The sequence below is a fragment of the Crossiella cryophila genome (assembly GCF_014204915.1).
Classification (GTDB): domain Bacteria; phylum Actinomycetota; class Actinomycetes; order Mycobacteriales; family Pseudonocardiaceae; genus Crossiella; species Crossiella cryophila.
Genome location: NZ_JACHMH010000001.1, coordinates 5168087 through 5187042 on the forward strand (window position 1 = coordinate 5168087; position 18956 = coordinate 5187042).

Sequence of the window (18956 nt, forward strand, 5' to 3'; positions counted from 1 at the left end):
CCGATCAACTGTGGTGCGCGGTGGGCAGCGCTTGGGGTTCGATTCCCCGCAGGACAGAGCAGCCCAGCACTACGCACAAGTGACCGTGCACAAACAGCACAGTTCACCACCACGTGCAGGTTCCCGGTAGCGGTGAGGGCGGGCAAGGGGCACTTCCGCGTGTGCACCGCCCGGCCACGAGGTTCGTCCTCGCGGCCGGGCGGTGCCGCACCATCGTGCGTGATCGGTCAGTTCGGTTCGATGGGGAGCCACAGTTCGCAGGTCGCGGTGCTGAAATCGGCCGCGCGGTCGAGGACTGCGACGATCGAGGGTCCTGGCCGCAGGCGCCACGGGTTGGACGGGAACCATTCGGTCGCGGTCGCGGCCCAGGTCGTCTGCAGGGCCTGTGGGTAGGGGCCGGTGCTGCGGAAGACCGCCCAGCGGCCTGCCGGTACCGCGATGCCGGTGAGGTCGGCGGGGGCCGGGGTGTCGGGGTTGACGGCGACTCCGTGCAGGTAGGTCAGTTCGCTGCCTTCGGTGTTGTCGGGGTCGAGGTCGTCGCAGACCTGCAGCAGGCCGTGGGGTTCGGTGTCGCCGAGGGTCTTGAGCCGCTGGTGTTCCTCGGCTGGCAGTGCGGCGATGTGCTGCTGGATGTGCGGGTTGACGCCGTGGTGGATGAGCGGGACGCGCGTGGCGTGGCCGAGGAGCCGGAACGCGGGGCGGTCGAGGATGCGGGTGTCCATGGGGGTGGTCCCTTCGACGGTCAGGCGGAACCTGAGTTGTGGTTGGGCGCGAAGGGGGCCGCCGTCCCGGCGGACGTCACCGGGGCCGGCGCCGTGGACGGCCCGGAACGCCCGGCCGAACGCCTCGGTGGAGCCGTAGCCGTGCCGGACGGCGATGTCGAGCAGGTCGTGCTCGCCGCGGACGAGGTCGGCGGCGGCGACGGTCATGCGGCGCCGGCGCAGGTAGTCCGACAGCGGCATGCCCGCCAGGGACGAGAACATCCGGCGCAGGTGGTATCCGGTCGTGCCGAGTTCCCTGGCCAGTCCGTCGAGGTCCAGCTCCTCGCCGAGATGTTCCTCGACCAGGTCGACCAGCCGGTTGAGTGCCGAGATCATGGTGCCTCCCTTCGACATCAACCTTGGCCGAGGTCACCAGGGCGCCGCCCGATCGCGGCGAACCGATCCGATCATTCGAGTACGCGTCCGGACCGACGCGCGCTGCTCAGACCGGATCCTCCCGGTCCCGGCCTGCCCGCAGCGAACCCGGGTGCGCCTTGGCCGAGGGGTCGTTGCGGGTCTTGACCAGGCTGGCCACCGTGACCACGACCAGCACGCCGATGATCACGGTGAGGCTCACCGCGGTGGAGATCTCCGGCACCCGCGGGTCGATGTCCACGTGCGCCCAGTGCAGGATCAGCTTCACGCCGATGAAGGCCAAGATCAGCGCCAGTCCGGTCGACAGGTAGACCAGGCGGTCCAGCAGGCCCTTCACCAGGAAGTACAGCGCGCGCAGGCCGAGCAGGGCGAAGGCGTTGGCGGTGAAGACGATGTAGGGCGCCTCGGTGACGCCGAAGACCGCCGGGATCGAGTCCAGCGCGAAGAGCAGGTCCACGCTGCCGATGGCCAGCAGCACCACGAACAGCGGGGTGGCCAGGCGGCGGCCGTCGACCTTGGTGAACAGCTGGCCGCCGACATAGGTGTCGGTGGTCGGGAACATGCGGCGGGCGGTGCGGACCATGATGTTGTTCTCGACGTCGGGGTCCTCGTCCCGGTGTCGGAACAACTGCACCGCTGTGAAGATCAGCAGCAGCCCGAAGAGCAGGAACATGAAGGAGAACAAGGACAACAGGGTCGCGCCGAGGGCGATGAAGATCGCGCGCATGATCAGCGCGAGCACGATGCCGAAGGTGAGCACCTTGTGCTGGTGCTCCTCGGGCACCGCGAAGGTGGTCATGATGATCACGAACACGAACAGGTTGTCGACCGAGAGGCTCTTCTCCACGATGTACCCGGCGAAGTACTCGGTGCCGAACTGCCCGCCGTACTGCCAGGTGAACCAGACGCCGAAGGCGACCGCGACCAGGATGTAGAACACCGACCACGCGGTGGCCTCGCGGAAACCGACCTTGTGCGGGCGCACCGCGGCCAGGATCAGGTCGACCGCGAGCAGGGCGATGATCAGTCCGATGGTAGCGATCCAGGTCAGCGCGCTGATCTCGAGCATGATCCCAGTCAACCAAACGCGCGCGCGCTGACGCTGTTCCGCCTCGCCGGGGCTTGCTCACACGTTGTACTGAACCGGCGCGACCCGGGTTGCCGGGTCCGGACCGCCCGCCAATGGTCGAGGCATGGGTCATTCACGCATCTCGCGACTGTCCGTCCCGCTGATCGCCGTCTCCCTCACCCTGCTCGGCGCCCCGGCGCTGGCCGCCCCGGCCGAGCCGGACCTGGTCTGCACCGCCGCCGCCATCGCCCGCGCCTCCGCCGGACTCACCGCGGCGGAGTCGGCGGAGGTCGAGCTGACCATGGACGCCACCACCGCGGCCTGCACCGACACCCGGCCGGACGTGACCGACGACGAGCGGATCGTGGGCGCGGCGATCACCATGCCGGAGGCGGGCAGCGCGGAGGGCACCTGCGGGGAGGTCTCGGCCGAGTTCGGCCTCGCGTTCACCTGGTTGCTGGCCGATGGCAGCGCGGAGCAGAAGAGCACCTTGAGCGCGTCGATCAAGCTCAAGGACGGGCAGCCGAGCGGCAAGATCGAACTCAGCGATGGTCCGGTGGACGGCCGGGCGCTGGCGATCCAGCTCACCAACCGGGCCGAGGTCATGCGGCACCTCAAGGCCGCCTGCGCCACGGACGCGGGCGCGACCGTGATCGCCGCCCAGGTCTCACTGGGCTTCCTGAAGTAGCGCTCACCTGCGGACTACGCCCCTTGTCGCACTGGACAAGGGGCGTAGTGTTGCTTGCGTCGGCGACACTTCGAATGCGGGCGGTCAAGCCCGCGTCGTCCCCGACGATTCCCAGTTCGGCCGGGTTCACGGCCGGGAACGGGACCAGCACCATGATGTCGAGCCCGCACGCACCGTTCGCCGCCCCGCTGGCCCCCGCCTCGATCGAACCGCCGGGGAACATCCCGCGGCTGCGGCTCAAGCCACAGGCCCGCGTCACCGGGTACGTCGACGGAGCGTGGTGGCCGCGGACCAGGGACCTGGCCGCCGAACTGACCGCGTTGCTGCCGGTGCTCACCATCCGGCTGGGCCGGGTGGAGCGGGTGACCTTCAACCTGACCATGTGGCAGCCGACCGCGCGCAGGCTCCCGGTGCACACCCGCAGCGTCCGGGTGGAGGGATTCCGGGCGCAGCAGCCGGACACGGTGACGGTGACCGGGCGCGGCAGGCAGCGGCTCGTGCTGCTGGTGGTGCCGCCGGAAACCCGGCCCGCCATCGCGCACGACATCATGATGTCGGCGGCCCGGCGGGGCAACGCGGACAGCGTCAGCGCGCTGCTCACGGTCAACCTCGGCGCGTCGGCCGGCGTCAGTCTGCTGGAGCAGCTGGACCCGGACACCCAGCGCTGGGAACTCGACGGCGGCCGGTTCCGCTGACCGCCACCGGCGGGCGGTGACGGTCAGCGGGCAGGCTCAGACCAGCCGCGGACTCCCGGCCGGGACCGGCGTCCCGGCAGGGTCGAGTCCGGCCAGGGCCTGCGGCAGCACGCCCTGGTGCAGCACGCCGAGGCGCTGGGTGGCCCTGGTGAGCGCGACGTAGAGTTCGGCGGCGCCACGCGGACCGTCGGCCAGGATCCGCTCCGGATCCACCACCAGCACCGCGTCGAACTCCAGGCCCTTGGTCTCCGAGGCTGGCACCGTGCCGGGCACCCCTGGCGGCCCGATCACGATGCTGGTGCCCTCGCGACCGGCCTCCGCCTGGACGAACTCCTCGATGGCCGCGGCCAGCTCGTCCGCGCCGACCTGGCGGGACCACGGCTGGACCCCGCAGGCCCGCACCGACTCCGGCGGCGCCACGCTGGGCGCGAAGTCGGCCAGCACCGCGGCGGCGACGGACATGATCTCCGCCGGGGTGCGGTAGTTCACCGTCAGCGACCGGTACACCCAGCGGCCGGGCACGTACGGCTCCAGCATCTCGCCCCAGGACCGGGCACCGGCCTCGGAGCGGCGCTGGGCGAGGTCGCCCACCACGGTGAATGACCGGCCTGGGCAGTGCCGCATCAGGATCCGCCAGTCCATTTCGGACAGTTCCTGGGCCTCGTCGACCACGATGTGCCGGTAGGTCCAGTCCCGGTCCGCGGCGGCCCGTTCGGCCAGTTCCCTGGTGTCCCGCTCGATGAACCGCTCGGCCAGGTCCTCGGCGTAGAGCAGGTCGGTGGCGTAGAGGTGGTCCTCGTCGTCCATCGAGTCCTCGCGGCCGTGCATGATGTCCAGCACGCCCTTGGCGTACTCGGCGTCGGCCTTGCGCTGACGTTCCGCGGCGGCCTCATCGGCCTTGTCGGTGCCCAGCAGGTCGACCAGCTCGTCCAGCAGCGGCACGTCGGAGACCGTCCACGCCTCGCCGTCGGCCCGCCACAGCACCGGGTCGGCACCGGCCAGCCGCAGCCGTTCGCGCGAGGAGAACAGCTGTCCCAGCAGGGTTTCCGGGGTCAGCAGCGGCCAGAGCGCGTCCAGTGCCGCGGCGAAGCCCTCGTGCTTGCCCAGTTCCAGCATCAGGTCCTTGCGCATGCTCTCCCAGGCGACCTTGTCCTCCCTGGTGAGCCAGCCCTTGCCGATCCGGGCGATGGCCCGTTCGGTGAGCACGTAGCTGATGATCTCGGTGAACTTGGCCCTGGCCTCGTTGTGCGGCAAGCCGGTCGCGCGGGCCTCCTCCCTGGCCCACTCCGCGGTGGCGGCGTCGATCCGCACCGTGACGTCCTCCAGCTCCACCGGCAGCGGCTCCTCCGGCAGCTCCTGGCGGTCGGCGATGGCGGCCGCGAGCACGTCCAGGATCTTCAGGGATCCCTTGAGCCGCGCGGCTTCCGGGCCGTCCTCTGCGGTGACGTGCCGGCCGGGCACCAGGTCGCCGGTGGTCATGAACACCACATCGGACTCACCGAGTGAGGGCAGCACCCGGCCGATGTGGTTGAGGAAGGCCGGGTTGGGGCCGACCACGAGCACGCCGTGCCGCTCCATCCGCTCCCGCTGGGTGTAGAGCAGGTAGGCGACCCGGTGCAGCGCGACCACGGTCTTGCCGGTGCCGGGGCCGCCCTCGATCACCAGCACGCCGGGGTGGTCCAGCCGGATGATCTCGTCCTGCTCGGCCTGGATGGTGGCCACGATGTCGCGCATGCCCTCGCCGCGCGGCGCGTTCACCGCGGCGAGCAGGGCCGCGTCGCCTCGGGCGTCCCCGTCCGGGCGGCCGAGCACCTCGTCGGTGAAGTCGAGCACCTGGCGGCCGCGGGTGTGGAACTGGCGGCGCCTGCGCATGTTCTCCGGGCTGGCCGCGGTGGCGATGTAGAACGCCTGGGAGGCGGGCGCCCGCCAGTCCAGCAGCACCGGCTCGTACTCGTTGTCCTCGTCGAACAGCCCGATCCGGCCGATGTAGGAGTGCTCGCCGGTCAGGGTGTCCAGCCTGCCGAAGCACAGGCCGTTGTCGCCGAAGTGCAGCCGCTTCAGCTCCTTGGCCGAGGCGCGCACCTGGACGTCCCGTTCCATCGGGGTGCCGCCGGTGCCGCCAAGTGCCGCGGTGTACTCGGCCTCCACTCGCTCGCGAGCGGCGTCCAGCCGCGTGTAGAGACCGGCCACGTAGTTCCGTTCGGACCGCAATTCCGCTTCGTACTCCTGATTTGACACAGGCCCCTCATCGCGTTTAAACTGGTACCAGGTTCGGCGAGTTCTCCAATAACTTATGGAGGGCACGCCGATTTTTTATTGTCCACCCTTTGTCAAGCCCGTGCCTTGTTCCGGGTGATGGTCTCAAGCAGCAGTTCCGCGGCCACCAGCGCCCCATCGGTGCGCACCGTGCCCGCGACCTCCAGCGCCCGCTCCCTGGTCCGAGGGGCCAGGGCGACGCGCAGGGCGGCGGTCAGCGACTCGACGGTCGGCGCCGGGCCGTCATGCGCAGCGCCGATGCCCAGCTCGGCCACCCGCCCGGCCCAATAGGGCTGGTCAGCGAGCTGTGGGAGGACCACCTGGGGTGCGCCGGAGCGGCTGGCGGTGGTGGTGGTGCCCGCGCCGCCGTGGTGCACGATCGCGGCCATCCTGGGGAAGAGGGCCTGCTGGTTGACCTCGCCGATCGCGAAGCAGTCCGACCGGTCGTCGATCAGGTCCAGCCCGGCCCAGCCGCGCAGCACGACCACCCGGTGACCCAGTGCGCGCACCGCGTCGATGGCGACCTGGGCCACGTCGGTGGCGGCGTGCATGGGCATGCTGCCGAAGCCCACGTACACCGGCGGCGGCCCGGCGGCCAGGAAGGCTTCCAGGTCGGCTGGCAGTGGGCGCTCGTGCGGCAGGATCCACGCCCCGGTCTGCACCACGTCCAGCTCGGGCGTGGGCAGCCACGGGTCCAGTGCCTGGTCGGTGGCCAGCCACTGCTGATCGCCGTGCAGGTAGTCCTGCACGTTGGGCACCGGCGGCAGGCCGTTGGCCTCGCGGTTCGTGTTCAGCGCGGCCCCGAACAGCTCATTCACCGTCTGGGCGCTGAGCTTCCACAGCTCCCGGTTGTCGGTCACCTCCGGCGGGAAGGGGTGGCCCGGGTAGGCCATCGGCCGGTGGTGCGGGGAGGGCAGGCTGAGCTTCTGGAAGACCACCGAGGCCGCGTAGATGCCCAGCTTCTCCGCCACCGACAGCGCGCCGGCGATCATCGGCAGCATGCCGGTGACCACCATCGCGTCACAGTCCCGCGCCGCGTCCAGGACCCCCTTGAACTGGTGGCCGATCAGCTCGGCGGCGAAGCGGGGGAACTCCGAGACCGGCGGCCGCGCCTTGGTCAGCTCGCTCGCGGACAGGCCGACCGGCACCATCTCGACGCCGACCCCGGCCACCCGCCCGGCGAAGTCCGGCGGCGCGCACACCCGCACGTCCGCGCCGAGTTCACGCAGCCGCACCGCGAGTCCGAGCACCGGCTCGACGTCACCGCGTGAACCGTAGGTCGACAACAACACGCGCATTTTCGCGACTCCCATTTCCGCAGATCCTGGCTTAGGCCGGTGATTCTGCGGCACTACCCGGGCCTTGCCGCAAGACCCGGGGTGCGCTATAAGTTGGGAGTGGAAAGGAGCGGTTAATCCGCTTTCCGCGCACAGTGACTACATAGGTGCTACCTGTGACGGCCGGTCCGGCGGCGGTGTGGTGGCCTGCACCGGAATGACACCGGCCTGGCCCCCGTTGTGCGGGCTCGCCGCGGCGGACTCCCTGGCCAGGAAGGTGCCGAGTTCGCCGATGGTGCTCATCAGCGGCGCCGGGAACACCACGGTGGTGTTCTTGTCCACCCCGAGTTCGACCAGGGTCTGCAGGTTGCGCAGTTGCAGGGCCAGCGGGTGGGCCATCATCGTGTCGGATGCCTCGCCCAGTGCGGCGGCGGCCAGGGATTCGCCCTCGGCGTTGATGATCTTGGCTCGCTTCTCCCGTTCGGCTTCGGCCTGCCGGGCCATCGCCCGTTTCATGCTGTCGGGCAACTGGATGTCCTTCAGCTCCACCAGCGTGACCTCCACGCCCCATTCGACCGTGGCGATGTCGAGGATCTTGCGGATGTCCAGGTTGATCTGGTCGGTCTCGGACAGGGTCTGGTCAAGGGTGTGCTGGCCGACGACCTTGCGCAGGGTGGTCTGGGCGATCTGGTCGATGGCCGCGTGCACGTTCTCGATGGCCACCACCGACTTCACCGCGTCGACCACCTTGAAGTAGGCGACCGCGGAGACGTCCACCCTGACGTTGTCGCGGGTGATGATGCCCTGGGACTGGATGGGCAGGGTGATGATCCGCAGGGTCACCCGGTGCAGGATGTCCACCACCGGGATGAGCAGGCGCAGCCCCGGCAGCCGGGCGCCTTGGACCTTGCCGAGGCGGAACAGCACACCCTGTTCGTACTGCTTGACCACGCGCACCGACAGACTCAGCAGCAGTGCGACCACGGCGATGACGATGGCGACGATCAGACCGTTCATGATGGCGCTCCGTTCAGACGAAGTGCGGGGGCCCGCCCGCGGGCGGCAGCGCGTGCGCGAGATCCGGCCGGACGTCCAGCACGGTCAGGAGTCCCGCGGCGCTGAGCACCCAGCGGACCAGGGGCGCGCCCGTCACCACGCGGAGGTGGGTGCCTGCGGCCTGGGCGCGGGTCCGGACGGTCAGCAGCACGGTGAGTCCGGCCGCGCCGAGGAAGTCCACCTCGGTGAGGTTGATGACCACCAGTCTGGCGGCGCGGGGCAACTGGGCGAGCAGCAGCTCCCGCAGCAATGGGCTGGTGTACAGGTCGATCTCACCGCGTACCGAGAGCACCAGTGCGCCCGGCCGGGCCGCGTACGCCGTGACGTCCAGGAGCTGTTCTGGGGCAGGGGGATCCTGCGTGCGGTCGCGCGCCGGGGACGGGCTGGCCGCGGTCACCGGTCGGAGCGAGGTGCTCATGGCCGGAGCCGGCCGGTGGTGACCGCGGCGCGGGTGCCAGGGGTGATGGCCAGGCGGGCCAGCCTGGCAGGGTTGGTCCAGCGGACCTCGGTGGCCCAGCCCAGTTTCGCCAGCAGCCAGATCACCCTGGCGGAGACGTCGAGCTGACCGCGCAGCACGCCGTGGCGGGCGCAGGTGGGGTCGGCGTGGTGGGAGTTGTGCCAGGACTCGCCCATGGACAGGATGGCCAGCGGCCAGAAGTTCGCGGCCTTGTCCCTGGAGCGGAACGGCCGCTCGCCGATCAGGTGGCAGATCGAGTTCACCGACCAGGTCACGTGGTGCAGGAAGGAGATCCGCACCAGCCCGGCCCAGAAGAACGCGGTCAGCGCACCCTGCCAGGACCAGCTGATCAGCCCGCCCAGCGCGGTCGGCAGCGCGATGCCCAGGGTGACCCACAGCGGGAACAGCCGGTCGATGAGCCGCAGATCGGGGTCGGCGCGCAGGTCGGGGGCGAACCGTTCGGTGTTGGTGCTGACCCGCTCGAACAGCCAGCCCATGTGCGCGTGCCAGAAGCCCTTGGCCAGGGCTGCCGGTCCGGTGCCGTAGCGCCAGGGCGAGTGCGGATCGCCTGCCCGGTCGGAGAAGGCGTGGTGCCGCCGGTGGTCGGCCACCCACACGATCACCTGTCCCTGCGCGGCCAGTCCGCCCGCCACCGCCAGTGCGATCCGCAGCCCGCGATTGGCCTTGAACGCGCGGTGGGTGAACAGCCGGTGGTAGCCCACGGTCACCCCGAGACAGGCCAGCACGTACATGCCCGCGGCCAGCGCGAGATCGGTCCAGCCCAGCCCCCAGCCCCAGGCCAGCGGCACCGCGGCGATCAGCGCCGCGAACGGCAGCAGCACGAAGACCTTGACCAGGATCTGCTCACCCAGCGTCCGGCCGGGGATGATCATCGGCTTCGAGTCGGGCCCGAGCGGCGGGTGGGTTGGCGCGGCGGTGGTCATGACCGGGTGGGAGGGGTCGCGTGATCGCGGATCCGGGCGATCACCAGCTCGGCCTCGGCGGTGGTGATGAGGGCGTTCCCGGCGGCCCGCAGAATGGCGGCGACGGTGCTCTGGTGCGGCTCGGCCACACCGGAGACGGACATGCTCAGACGGAGTGAATCAACTTGTGCCATCGGGACAACCCCTCGGTCGGCAGATTTCACGCCGGGGTCCGGGGCACTTGGGGGGAGCCTACTCGCTTTTTCAGCCTCGCGCAGCGCCACGCCCGCGCGCGATGTTCGCCTGCCCCGATGGAGATCATTGATCGGGCCCCATGACTGGGTATTCGCGCGCCGGAATTCCTGGGGGTAACCCACATGGCCCAGGTTTTTTCCCGGCCGCCCCACGATCGTGTATATGCGGATTTGGGTGGGTGCGCCGATCCCGGCCGGGTCTACAGTGGAGTACGCAATTCTCCGCCCGAGACCCCGGCGGCTGGTCACGTCATTCTGGCGATTCGACCATTATCGGTATGGACCTGAGGAGTTTTCATGCGCAAGAACCGAGCGGTTCGAGTTATTCCAGCCGCAACCATTCTGGTGGCAGCCGCGGGTATCGCCCTGCCCGCCACCGCAGGCGCCGCGGTGCCGTGCACCGAAACAGCGCTGGTCACCGCGGTCAACACGACGAACGCGGCCGGCGGCGGGGTCATCACCCTGACCCCGGGCTGCACCTACACCCTCACCGCCGGCCACGGCGACGACGGTGTGCACGGATCGGTCGGCCTACCACCCATCACCACCGCCATCACCATGGAGGGCGACGGCAACACCATCACCCGCTCCGGCGCGAGCGCCTTCCGCATCCTCCAGGTCGGCACCACCGGCGAGCTGACCCTCAAGGCCGTGACCATCAGCAACGGCTCGGCCGCCGGTCTGCTGCCCGCGGGCAACGGTGGTGGCATCCTCAACTTCGGCGCGCTCACCCTGACCAACAGCACGGTCTCGGGCAACACCGCGGCAGGCACCGGTGGCGGCGTGCAGAGCGGCGGCGGCGCGGCCGCGGTCACCCTGACCGGCAGCACCCTGTCCGGGAACACCGCGGCGGCCGACGGCGGTGGCCTGTACAGCTTCGGCACAGCCACCCTGACCAGCAGTTTTGTCACCGGCAGCAACCAGGGTGCGCGGGGCGGTGGCCTCGCCTCGGTGGACGGAATTCTCACCTTGACCAGCACGTCGATTTCCGGAAATTCGGCCACCGGCACCGCGGGCGGATTCTTCCGATTATCCGGAAATGTGACGGTCAACACCTCGCCGATCAGTGCGAACAGTCCGAACAACTGCGTGGGCAGTGTGCCATCGGTGCCCGGCTGCACCGCCTGAGGAAATACGGCCAATCGGCGTACGGCGGTATGCGCTCGGCGGTCAAGGGCGTAGCTTGAGTTTTGTAACCCTGGACCCCGGTGCCGCAGATCTTGCGAGCCGGGGTCTTTTTCGGGCACAGTTATTCGTGGGAACAGAAGGCGTTATGCGAAAGATGCGCACGGTCCTCAAGGTCCTGCTCGGCGCCGGCCTCGTGGCCGGTGGCACCACCCTGGTCGCCCCGGTGGCGCAGGCCGACACGATCCCCGTCGCCTGTAGCGAGAACGCCCTGGTCGCGGCGGTCAACCTGGCCAACTCCACCCCCGCCGCGGACACCCTCGCCCTGGCGGGCGGCTGCACCTATCGGCTGACCTCCCCGCACGGTGGCCTCGGCAACGGACTGCCGGTGATCACCACGCCGATGGAGCTGATCGGCCCGGCCACCATCACCCGCGACTCACTGCTGCTCTTCCGCATCGCCGAGGTCAGCGCCACCGGCAACCTCACCCTCACCACCTCGGTCGCGATCACCAACGGCAGCGCCATCGGCAACGGCGGCGGCATCCTCAACCGCGGTGCGGTGACCTTCACCAACAGCAGCCTGACCGGCAACCTGGCCACCCTCAGCGGCGGCGGTCTGGCCAACGCCGACACCCCCACCGGCACCGCGCCCGCCGCGACCTTCACCAGGAGCCCGGTCTCGGGCAACACGGCGGTGCTGCGGGGCGGCGGGATCTACAACGGCCTGCGCGGCACGCTGACCACCACCGGGGTCTCCGGCAGCCCGATGCCGGTCACCGGCAACAGCGGCTCCCAGGGTGGTGGCATCGCGGCGGTCAACTCGACCGCGACCACCATGACCCAGACCGCCATCTCCGGCAACAACGCGCTGCTGACCGCGGGCGGCGCCTACCGGGCGGGCGGCACCATGACCACCACCAACTCGCCGATCAGCGCCAACACGCCGAACAACTGCGTTGGCAGTGTCCCGGCGGTCCCGAACTGCACCGGGTAGACCGGCTCCGCGACAGCGCAGGCACCACCCGGTCAGGAGCGGAGCCGCCCGTACACCACGGGCGGCTTCACCGCGTCCAGGGCGAATTCCGCCGGCCGCTCGCCAACGCACCAGAGCACCGCCCGGTGCCGGGCCTGTTCCACCATGGCGCGGCTGAGCACGCCGGGGTCGGCCGGGGCGGCCGGGCCGGAGAGTGCTTCGGGATGGTCCCAGACCTGCACGAACACGTCGATGGTGATCAGCTCGGCGGCCAGTTCGTCGTCGGTGATGGCCTGACTGGCCTGGAAAACCTCTTCGCTGAGCTGGTCGTGCAGTTCCACCATGGCCGCCCACTCCCGGTCCTGGATTCGGGTGAGCAACTCAGGGAAGACCATGGCGAACGAGTCCCGGTGCATGGCAGCACTTCCGTTCTTACGGTCGTGGTGCCGCCGGGGTCTGGGGCGGTGAGGTCTGGACGCTGAGCATAGTTCCGGTCACCAGTAGTGACCATTGGCGACCGGGTGAAGTGCGCGCCCGACCGGGGGTAGGGCTACGGTGTAGCCGCGAGGACCGCAGGTGGCGAGAGGTGACCGACGTGGGCACGGATCGGCGCCGCGACATCCTGGTGGTGATCGACGAGATCGCCAGCTCTGCCCGGCAACCGGTCAACATCCAGCACGTCTGCCTGGCCTGCCGGCGCGGGTTGACCGCGACCGGGGTGGCGATCTACCTGGTCGGTGCGGCGCAACCGATCGAGGTCGTCGGACCGCTGGGGGAGGAGATGGCCGAGCTGCAGGTCACCCTTGGTGAAGGGCCGGTCTCCGAGGTCGTGCGGCAGAACCAGCCGGTGTTCGTGCCGAACCTGGTGAACTCCGGCAGCACCCGCCGCTGGCCTGCCTTCGCACCCGCCGCGCTCTCCCTCGGGGTGGCCTCGGTGTTCGTGCTGCCCTTGACGCTGGGCGCGATCGCACTGGGCGCGCTGGAGATCTGCCGGGAGGTCGAGGGCCCGCTCTCGCCCGCGGAACTCGCGGACGCGTTGCTGTGCGCGGACACCGCGACCACGTTGCTGCTCAGCCGATCGGCCGGCCCGGCGGCAGGCGAGTTGCCGCACACCGAGCCGGAGGGGCGCTGGGCGGTGGTGCACCAGGCGACCGGCATGGTGTCGGTGCAGCTGGACACCGATCTGGACCAGGCGTTCCTGCGACTGCGGGCGCACGCCTACGGCACCGACCGCCGGCTGTCCGAGGTGGCGGCCGACGTGGTGGCGCGCAGACTGAATTTCACCCCGGACACCAACGAGAAACAGAGGTGAGGTCACGTGTTGGACAGGCGGGTCGCGCAGACCTTCGTCGAGCTGGCGGACACCCTCGTGCTGGGGTTCGACACCATCGACTTCCTGCACACCCTGACCGAGCGTTGCGTCGAGCTGCTGGAGGTGGACGCGGTCGGGATCCTGCTGGTGGACCAGCGGGGCGCGCTGAACCTGGTGGCCGCCTCCACCGAGCAGGCCCGGATGCTGGAGCTGTTCCAGCTGCAGGACGAGGAAGGCCCCTGCCTGGACTGCTTCCGCACCGGACTGCCGGTGGGCTGCCCTGACCTGGGCGCGGAGCCACAGCGCTGGCCGCGGTTCAGCGTCGCGGCCGGTGAGCAGGGCTTCGCCGCGGTGCAGGCGGTGCCGATGCGGTTGCGCGAGGAGGTCATCGGCGCGCTGAACCTGTTCGGCAGCACCGCGGGCGGCATCTCGGCCGAGGCGATCGCGCTGGCGCAGTCCTTCGCCAATGTGGCCACGATCAGCATCCTGCAGGTGCGCGCGCTCCGGCACAGCGAGATGGTCGCCGAGCAGCTGCAGACCGCGCTGAACAGCCGGATCATGATCGAGCAGGCGAAGGGGATCCTGACCGAGCGGCTGCAGATCGGTATCGCGGACGCGTTCGCGCTGATGCGCAACCACGCCCGCGGCACCAATCAGTTCCTCTCCGACGTGGCCCAGCAGGTGATCTCGCGATCGCCCGAGGTGGCCGACCTGCTCAAGGCCAGGCCACCCCGGCCGGGCCGGTAGCCGGCCTCGTGCTCACCAGGCGGTCGTCGCCGGTACCCGGTCGGCCACCGCCTGCCGGATGCCCTCCAGCAGGGTGCGCGCCCGCAGCGAGAGCAGGCTGAACGAACCCGCGTCGCCGAGTCCGTGGCTGTGCTCGCACAGGCCGTTGAGGAACAGCGGCGGCACCTCGCCGGGCACCCGGTAGTCCCGCTGCACCAGCAGCACGCCGTCCTCGTCGGTGGCCAGCGCGGGCGCGATGGGGGCGAGCAGGGCGGGGTGGCGTTCCTGGTGTTCGGCCGGGCCGAGGTCGCGGAAGCCGGTGCCCAGCACCACCAGGTCGGCCGAGAGCACGGTGTCCGCGCCGGTATTGACCTCGTGCAGGGACAGCCGCACCCCGGAGTCGTCCCGGCTGACCGCGGTGATCTCGTTGTTGCCGTGCAGTTCCAGGCGGGTCTGCCCGTCGATGCTGTCCTCGTAGCGGCGCACGTACAGGGCTTCCAGCACGTCCAGGTCCACTGTGGAGTAATTGCTCGGGCGGAGCTGCTGGTCCAGGCGGGCCTTGCCGGTTTTGCCCGCGTGGAAGTAGTAGTCGGTGAACTCCGGGAAGTAGGCCTGTTCGGAGAACGGGCTGTGGTCCTTCTGCCGGTAGCCGAAACTCCGCATCACCGCGAGCACCCGGTCCTGGGAACCGCTGTGCAGGTCCAGGGCGATCTCGGCCGCGCTCTGGCTGGCGCCGATCACGGCCACCGTCAACGGGCGGCCCAGCCGGGTCCTGGCTTCGGTGATCCGCCACTGGTAGTCGTTGCTGTGGCAGACCTGCGGGCCCAGGTGCGGGGCGAAGACCTCGGGGATGTGCGGGGTGCGGCCGGTGCCGTAGACCAGGCTGCGGCCGCGGTGGGTCTGGCCGCCGGTGGTGGTGACCAGGTAGTGCTCGCCGTCGGTCTCGATCGCGCTGACCCGGCTGTTGTAGGCGACCACCGCGCTGAGCTGTTCGGCCACCCAGCGCACGTACCTGGCGTAGTCCTTGCGCAGCGGGAACTGCGTTGGCACGTTGAGGAAATCGAGCAGGCGGCCGGTCTCGTGCAGGTAGTTGAGGAAGGTGTAGCGGCTGCGCGGGTTGCGCAGGGTGGCCAGGTCGCGGCTGGGGTGGTGCTGGGTGTCCGAGCCGGACAGCAGCATGCCCGGCTGCCAGGCCGGTTCCGCGCGGGCCTCCAGGAACCGGCAGGACAGCTCCGGAGCCTCCTCCGCCAGCGCGGCGGCCAGCGCGATGCCGCCTGGGCCGAAGCCGATGCCCAGGACGTCGACCACGGTTTCGCTCATCGGGGTGCTGCCTTTCAGACGGCGACGTCGAGGGTGGCGACGTCGGTGACTACTGAGCCGATCGTGTCGGCCACGGTGCTCCACTCGGAGCGGGACATGGTCAGCGGCGGCAGGAACTTCAGCACGTGCCCGTCCCCGCTGCTCTCGGCGATCACGTTGGCGCGGAACAGGTTCGACCGGATGTGCTCGACCAGCGCGGTGCTGGCGAAGCGCAGCCCGCTCATCGCGCCGCGCCCGGCGACCTCGGCGGTGCCCGCGGGCAGGGCGGCGGCCAGGCCGGTCAGGGTGGCCCTGATGTCCTCGGCCAGGGTCAGCGCGTGCGCCGGGAACTCGTTGCCCGCCCACAGGTCCAGGGCCGCGGTACCGGCCACGAAGGCCAGGTTGTGGCCGCGGAAGGTGCCGTTGTGCTCACCGGGTGCCCAGCGGTCGTACTCCCGCCGGATCAGCAGCGCGGCCATCGGCAAACCCATGCCGCTCAACGACTTCGACAGGCACACCAGGTCCGGTCGCAGTTCCGGGTAGCCGTCGAAGCTGAAGAAGGTGCCGGTGCGCCCGCAGCCGGCCTGGATGTCGTCCACGATCACCAGCGCGCCAAGGGAATCGGCGAGCCTGCGCAGGTTGGCCAGCCAGGCCCGGCTCGCCACGTTGAGGCCGCCCTCGCCCTGCACGGTCTCCAGGATGAACGCCGCGGGTGGCTCGGCCTGTTCGGCCAGCGCGAAGGCGGAATCGTCGTAGGGCAGCACGGTGACATCGCGCAGCGGCACCCCGGCCGCGCCCCGCAGCAGCGGGTTGGCGGTGGTGGCCAGCGAACCCAGCGACACCCCGTGGAACCCGTGCGCGAAGCTGATCACGTTGCTACGACCGGTGATCTTACGGGCCAATTTGAGCGCCGCCTCCACCGCGAGGGTGCCTGCCGGGCCGGGGAACTGCAGGACGTGGTCGTCCATGCCGCGCGGCGCGAGCACGACCTCGTTGAAGCGGGCCAGGAAATCGGCCTTGGCGGTGGTGTAGAGGTCAAGGGACTGCACTGGTCCGCCGCCGGTCAGGTAGGCCACGACCCTGGCCACCATGTCCGGTGGGTTGTGCCCGTAGTTCAGCGCGCCCGCCCCGCACAGCAGGTCGGTGTAGCGCGTTCCGTCGCGATCCCACAGATACGCGCCCTGCGCCCGCTCGAAGACGGCGGGGAAACTGCGGCAGTAGCTGCGCACGTTGGACTCGTGGCGCTCGAACACGGTGCTGAGGTCGGACTCGGGCATTGGCGGTACTCCTTGTTCGTGCGGGTGCGGCCGGTGCTCACCTGGACAGGCGCACCGGGAGACTTCGGTAGCCGCTGAGCATGTTCGAGTAGATGGGCAGGGCAGGCCCCGCCGGTTCGATGGCGGCGACCTGGTCGCGCAGGGCGGTGAGCATCGCGGTGATCTCCGCCTTGCCCAGGTAGGCGCCGACGCAGTAGTGCGGGCCGTGGCCGAAGGACAGGTGCTTGTTGGGGGTGCGGCCCAGGTCGAAGCGATCCGGGTCGGGGAAACGGGCCTCGTCCCGGTTGGCCGAGGCGTTCCAGACGGTGACGATCTCGCCCTTGGCGATCCGGACGCCGTTGAGCGTGCTGTCCTGGGTGGCCGTCCGGCCGAAGTGGATGGCCGGGGTGGTCCACCGCAGCACCTCGTCGGCGGCCGATTCCACTGTGACCGCACCGGATTTCAGTGCCGCCCACTGGTCGGGGTGTTCGGTGAAGGCCAGCACCGCGCCGATCATGGACAGCCTGCTGGTCTCGTCGCCGCCGAGGATGAGGCTGTAGCAGTTGGCCACCACCTCGTCCTGGGTCAGCGGTTGACCGCCGACGGTGCCGGTGACCAGCACGCTCACCGCGTCCGTGCCCGGGTTCCGCCGCCGCTCTTCCGCGAGTTTGCCGAAGTAGCTGAGGATGTCGTTGCGGGCCTGCCAGATCTCGAACGGCGTCTGGTCGGCAGTGTCGGAGCTGAGCGCGGTTTTGGTCAGTCCCAACAGGAACTCCCGATCCTCGACCGGAACGCCAAGCAGGTCGCAGATCACGGTGATCGGCAGTTTGCCCGCCACGTCCACCGCGAAGTCGCAGACCTCCTGGTCGAGTGCGGCGTTGACCAGTTCCCGGCTGTTCTGCTCGACCGCCTGGACGACGCCGGTGAGCACCCGGGGGGAGAACGCCTTGAGCAGCACGCTGCGCAGGTCCCGGTGCCGGGACCCGTCGGTGACCGCGGCCATCACCCCGCTGGCGGAGTCGCCGCCCTGCAACAGGGTGGCCAGCACGTTGCCGCCAGCCGAGCTGAACCGGTCCGTGTCCAGGTAGACCTCGGCCGCGTCGGCGAAGCGGGTGACCACCCAGAAACCGGGCGCCCTACCGACCGGTCGGTGCCGGTGTACCGGCTCCGAGCGGCGCAGTGTGCGCCAGACCTCGCTGAGGTCCTGCTCGGCGTGCAGCCGCGGGTCGGCCAGGTCCAGCTCGGCCAGCGACCGCGGTGCCACGAGCGTGCGGGTGCTCATCACTTCACCAGCACATTTCCGTCGGCGGGGCGGTGGTCGCGGGAGCGGCGCAGGTCGGTGAAGGAGAAGGTGCGCTGCAACCAGCGGTCCTGCCCGTCATAGCGCGGGGTGAACTCCGAGCGGCCGTGCAGGGTGACCCGGTTGTCCACAATGGCCAGATCGCCGGGCCGCAGCCGCACGCCGTCGTAGGTGCGCCGGATGACCTGGCTCAGCTCGGCCAGCGCGACCCGGCCCGGTTCGGTCAGCGCCCGGGTGGCTGCCTCGTCGAAGCACAGGTCGGGGTCGGCCGGGTCACCGCTGAGGATGGCGTGCACCACGCCCTCGCCGTTGCCGCCGAAGGAGGGCGGGGCCTCGGTGACGAACTCGGCCCGGCCCAGCGCGTCCCTGGACTGGGCGGAGAGTTCGGGCAGGATCCGCCGGGTGCAGCAGGTGCGCAGTTCGGCGATGCCCTCGTGGTCGGCGCGCAGGCAGAGCAGCAGCACGTAGTCCGGGCGGTGCGGGTGGAAGGCGTTCTCGGTGTGGAAGGTCAGTTCCACCGAGCCCGCGTTGCCCTGGAACTCCTCCTGACCGGGCACCGGCACCACGTCCTGGACCAGCGCGCCGGACTTCTCCGCGGCGAAGGAGGCCGGATCGCCCAGTCCGCTGGCGATGAGCAGCAGCACGGCCGCGCCGGGCGCCGGATCCCGTTGCACGGAACCGGGTACCGACGGGGTGGGCGGGACCAGGCCGACCGGCAGCCCGGTCAGCAGCAGCCTGCCGTCGGGGCCGGAGTGGCGGCGGAACTCCCGGAGCCTGCCGCGCAGGTCGGCCGGGGTGTCCTCCCACAGCCTGCGGGCCTGGGCCACCCAGGCCGGGTCGTCCACGCGTTCGCCCGCGCGGGCCAGCAGACCGGCGGCGACCGTGCCAAAACCGGCCAGCTCCGCCTCGGCTAGTGCCGGGGTGAGGGTGTCGGTGCCGGTCACTTGCCCATCGCCTCGATCAGGCTCTGCGGCCGCAGGTCGGTCCACTCGCGCTCGACGTAGTCCAGGCAGGCCGGGCGGGTGTCCGGGCCGAACACGCTGTCCCAGCCGTCCGGGATGGCCACGAAGTCGGGCCACAGCGAGTGCTGGTTCTCGGCGTTGACCAGGACCCGGTACACGCCGTCGGGGTTCTCGAAGGGGTTGGTCATC

20 protein-coding genes are annotated in these 18956 nt (G+C 70.3%); 6 read left to right on the forward strand and 14 right to left on the reverse strand.

What is annotated here, in order from left to right:
- Positions 1-227: 227 nt before the first annotated feature.
- Both HNR67_RS22845 and HNR67_RS22850 read right to left on the reverse strand, forming a co-directional pair.
- On the reverse strand, positions 228-1097 hold the full coding sequence (locus HNR67_RS22845; protein ID WP_185004242.1) for an AraC family transcriptional regulator: 870 nt from the start codon (positions 1095-1097) through the stop codon (positions 228-230).
- Between the two features lie 106 nt (positions 1098-1203).
- Complete coding sequence (locus HNR67_RS22850; RefSeq protein ID WP_185004243.1) at positions 1204-2205, reverse strand: TerC family protein; 1002 nt, start codon at positions 2203-2205, stop codon at positions 1204-1206.
- A 124-nt stretch (positions 2206-2329) separates the two neighbouring features.
- Between HNR67_RS22850 and HNR67_RS22855 the strand changes: the two genes are divergently transcribed.
- Positions 2330-2893, forward strand: coding sequence for a hypothetical protein (locus HNR67_RS22855; protein WP_185004244.1), 564 nt, complete (start codon positions 2330-2332; stop codon positions 2891-2893).
- 152 nt (positions 2894-3045) lie between these two features.
- A complete protein-coding gene (locus HNR67_RS22860; RefSeq protein WP_185004245.1) occupies positions 3046-3588 on the forward strand; it encodes a DUF5994 family protein in 543 nt (180 codons plus the stop codon).
- 36 nt (positions 3589-3624) lie between these two features.
- On the opposite strand, the gene helR is transcribed toward HNR67_RS22860, so the two are convergent.
- The 6 genes from helR to HNR67_RS22890 all read right to left on the reverse strand — a co-directional run bounded on the left by helR (position 3625) and on the right by HNR67_RS22890 (position 9721).
- Positions 3625-5826 (reverse strand): RNA polymerase recycling motor ATPase HelR, encoded by a 2202-nt coding sequence (gene helR, locus HNR67_RS22865; RefSeq protein WP_185004246.1) that lies wholly within the window; start codon positions 5824-5826, stop codon positions 3625-3627.
- Positions 5827-5918: 92 nt separating this feature from the next.
- On the reverse strand, positions 5919-7142 hold the full coding sequence (locus tag HNR67_RS22870; protein WP_185004247.1) for a glycosyltransferase: 1224 nt from the start codon (positions 7140-7142) through the stop codon (positions 5919-5921).
- Between the two features lie 138 nt (positions 7143-7280).
- Positions 7281-8138: a slipin family protein gene (locus tag HNR67_RS22875; protein WP_185004248.1), complete on the reverse strand. Its 858-nt coding sequence runs from the start codon at positions 8136-8138 to the stop codon at positions 7281-7283.
- 13 nt (positions 8139-8151) lie between these two features.
- The gene (locus HNR67_RS22880; protein ID WP_185004249.1) at positions 8152-8595 is read right to left on the reverse strand and encodes an STAS domain-containing protein; all 444 of its coding nucleotides are present in this window, start codon (positions 8593-8595) and stop codon (positions 8152-8154) included.
- Positions 8592-9578 (reverse strand): acyl-CoA desaturase, encoded by a 987-nt coding sequence (locus HNR67_RS22885; protein ID WP_185004250.1) that lies wholly within the window; start codon positions 9576-9578, stop codon positions 8592-8594. Before HNR67_RS22885 ends, HNR67_RS22880 begins: the two co-directional genes overlap by 4 nt.
- Complete coding sequence (locus HNR67_RS22890; RefSeq protein WP_185004251.1) at positions 9575-9721, reverse strand: hypothetical protein; 147 nt, start codon at positions 9719-9721, stop codon at positions 9575-9577. The genes HNR67_RS22885 and HNR67_RS22890 overlap by 4 nt, the downstream gene beginning before the upstream one ends.
- Before the next feature lie 387 nt (positions 9722-10108).
- Between HNR67_RS22890 and HNR67_RS22895 the strand changes: the two genes are divergently transcribed.
- Together HNR67_RS22895 and HNR67_RS22900 are read left to right on the forward strand one after the other, a co-directional pair.
- On the forward strand, positions 10109-10939 hold the full coding sequence (locus HNR67_RS22895; protein ID WP_185004252.1) for a hypothetical protein: 831 nt from the start codon (positions 10109-10111) through the stop codon (positions 10937-10939).
- Between the two features lie 145 nt (positions 10940-11084).
- A complete protein-coding gene (locus HNR67_RS22900; protein ID WP_221490007.1) occupies positions 11085-11933 on the forward strand; it encodes a hypothetical protein in 849 nt (282 codons plus the stop codon).
- A 32-nt stretch (positions 11934-11965) separates the two neighbouring features.
- Here the strand turns inward: HNR67_RS22900 and HNR67_RS22905 are convergent, their stop codons facing one another.
- On the reverse strand, positions 11966-12328 hold the full coding sequence (locus tag HNR67_RS22905) for an RNA polymerase sigma factor (RefSeq protein WP_185004254.1): 363 nt from the start codon (positions 12326-12328) through the stop codon (positions 11966-11968).
- A 179-nt stretch (positions 12329-12507) separates the two neighbouring features.
- Between HNR67_RS22905 and HNR67_RS22910 the strand changes: the two genes are divergently transcribed.
- On the forward strand, positions 12508-13224 hold the full coding sequence (locus tag HNR67_RS22910) for a GAF and ANTAR domain-containing protein (protein WP_185004255.1): 717 nt from the start codon (positions 12508-12510) through the stop codon (positions 13222-13224).
- A gap of 6 nt (positions 13225-13230) precedes the next feature.
- Positions 13231-13971 (forward strand): GAF and ANTAR domain-containing protein, encoded by a 741-nt coding sequence (locus tag HNR67_RS22915; protein WP_185004256.1) that lies wholly within the window; start codon positions 13231-13233, stop codon positions 13969-13971.
- Positions 13972-13983: 12 nt separating this feature from the next.
- Here HNR67_RS22915 and HNR67_RS22920 read toward each other — a convergent pair whose 3' ends face one another.
- The 5 genes from HNR67_RS22920 to HNR67_RS22940 are packed head-to-tail and all read right to left on the reverse strand — an operon-like array spanning position 13984 to position 18955.
- Complete coding sequence (locus HNR67_RS22920; RefSeq protein ID WP_185004257.1) at positions 13984-15270, reverse strand: SidA/IucD/PvdA family monooxygenase; 1287 nt, start codon at positions 15268-15270, stop codon at positions 13984-13986.
- A gap of 14 nt (positions 15271-15284) precedes the next feature.
- Entirely contained in the window at positions 15285-16526 is a 1242-nt protein-coding gene (locus HNR67_RS22925) for a diaminobutyrate--2-oxoglutarate transaminase (RefSeq protein ID WP_185004258.1), read from the reverse strand.
- A gap of 37 nt (positions 16527-16563) precedes the next feature.
- A complete protein-coding gene (locus HNR67_RS22930) occupies positions 16564-17787 on the reverse strand; it encodes a cytochrome P450 (protein WP_185004259.1) in 1224 nt (407 codons plus the stop codon).
- Entirely contained in the window at positions 17787-18749 is a 963-nt protein-coding gene (locus HNR67_RS22935) for a TauD/TfdA family dioxygenase (RefSeq protein ID WP_185004260.1), read from the reverse strand. The genes HNR67_RS22930 and HNR67_RS22935 overlap by 1 nt, the downstream gene beginning before the upstream one ends.
- Entirely contained in the window at positions 18746-18955 is a 210-nt protein-coding gene (locus tag HNR67_RS22940; RefSeq protein ID WP_185004261.1) for an MbtH family protein, read from the reverse strand. Before HNR67_RS22940 ends, HNR67_RS22935 begins: the two co-directional genes overlap by 4 nt.
- Position 18956 lies beyond the last annotated feature (1 nt).